This is a genomic window from Streptomyces sp. NPDC031274 (assembly GCF_055570235.1).
On sequence record NZ_JBVIHP010000159.1, the window covers coordinates 1 to 1,745 of the forward strand.

2 protein-coding genes are annotated in these 1,745 nt (G+C 67.2%); one reads left to right on the forward strand and one right to left on the reverse strand.

The features are described from left to right. Nucleotides 1–376 (forward strand): hypothetical protein (locus ACZ5CR_RS44530; RefSeq protein WP_468869200.1); only part of this gene is annotated, 376 nt, incomplete at its 5' end. A gap of 357 nt (nucleotides 377–733) precedes the next feature. Here ACZ5CR_RS44530 and ACZ5CR_RS44535 read toward each other — a convergent pair. Beyond that, nucleotides 734–1,745: HNH endonuclease (locus ACZ5CR_RS44535; protein WP_468869204.1), on the reverse strand; the 1,012-nt coding region annotated here is incomplete at its 5' end.

A 1,745-nucleotide genomic window follows, 5' to 3' on the forward strand; every position in this document is an offset into this window, starting at 1 on the left:
CATTCTCACCAACAGCACCAGCGCCCACGACCTCACCGACGGCTTCTCGGTCTTCGGCTTCGATGTCACCGGTTCCACCGGCACGCTCTTCCTCTACGGCATCGTCGTAGGAGCGGCTGCCGTGCTCGGCCTGAGCCTGCTCCTGACCGGCGCACGCCGCACCGCTCGCCGCGGCCGCACCGCACGCCGAGGGCTCAAACAGTCTCGGCGCGAGACGGCCGCGACCGAACAGGAACACGATGTTCTGACCAACGGACGCGACGGCGCCCCGGCACGCACAGCGCCTACGGCGAGGGAAGACGGAGACCCCGCCGCACCGGTCGAACGCCCCCGCAGCAAGCCGCACTGGTTCCGCCATCGCCCGACACCCCGCTGACGACTGATTCCCATCCTGGCCAGACGTCGATGCCTGCGACCTGAGCGATCTAGCGTGTAGTCGCTGCGCTGCCGTGCTCGATCACCAGGGATGGGCAGCTCGCACGAGCATCTCCCGTCGCCGATCGGGGTCCATCGTCAGCGCCCTGACCGACTCGATTCAGTTCCCATGCGGAAAAGCATCGGAGTGGGCACTTACTCGCCAACCAGTAAGCCGTCACCGACCGTGAACCAGGCGCACCCAAACCGCCGACGAGGAAAAGGATCACGATCCACGGCTGGAGCACTGGGCCCGGCCGCCCAATGCCGTCTGAGGTCTCGCCCTCGTCTTCGGCGCGGTCGTCTTCTGTTAGGACCTTTAAGAGGGCTGGGTTTCGCCGGGCCCCCAGGTGTCTCCCTTGCGGATGTTGCAGATCCAATGGGCTGCCTGCAGATTCTCGGCCGCGTGCGCCCCGCCCTCAGCAACAGGCTTGACGTGGTCAAGGGTGGAGGACCACAGGTCGGGCCATTCGGCGGCAGGGTTCATCGGGCGCTGGCACAACTGACAGACCCATTGGTCGCGTTCGTAGATGTCGCACGGGTCCACTTGGTCGGCGCCTGCGTTGAGTGTGCCGTAGCCGCGCATGCGGGCCTGGTAGCTGTTGCGGGCCCGAGTGGTGCGCCGCTGCTTCTCTGAGCGGGCGGTGTACGCCGGGGTCCAGAGGGTGGGCGTTGGCTCGGCGACGCAGACCCAGGCTTCCCAGTCGTAGGTCTTCCCGCTCTCATCCACGTCACGGAAGATCTCGTTCTGCCAGTGCCACTGCCGCCCATCGTCCCCCGTGAAGGATGTCTGCTGGGCGAGGGGGTGCTCTTGGCCGGGCACCTTGGTCCACCACAGGACACGGCCTGTGTAGGCGAGGAGCGCACCCGTCTCCTGGTGGATCGCGACCATCGGCTCTGCGTCGGGTTCGGAGTTGGTTCGCACCAAGGCGACGAGTTCGTCGGCGCCCAGGGAGGTAGCGGCGGCGTACGTCGTGACAGAGCTGTGCCGCTCGATGACATCGCCTTCGATGGGGCTCAACCCGTAGAACTCGTAGGGGAAGTCACCGCCGGCGGTCCTGGTGCGGAAGACCCGCGGCTCCCGCGCAGCTCCGAACCGTGTGCGCTGGTCGGCATCGGCGGAGGATCGGTCGCCGTGATCCGGGATGGTGGCCAAGTCGATCTCACCCCTCTCGATCCGCGCCTTCGTGCGCCGCTTGAGCGTGGTGTTGCATCGACTCGAGCAAACGTGTCGGTCGCGGTGCTCCCAGTGCGCGCTCCTTGGCACGGGCTCGCCGCAGATCCGGCAAGGTTCGTCGCCGGTGGCACGTTCGGCAGCCGCGAGGATCGGG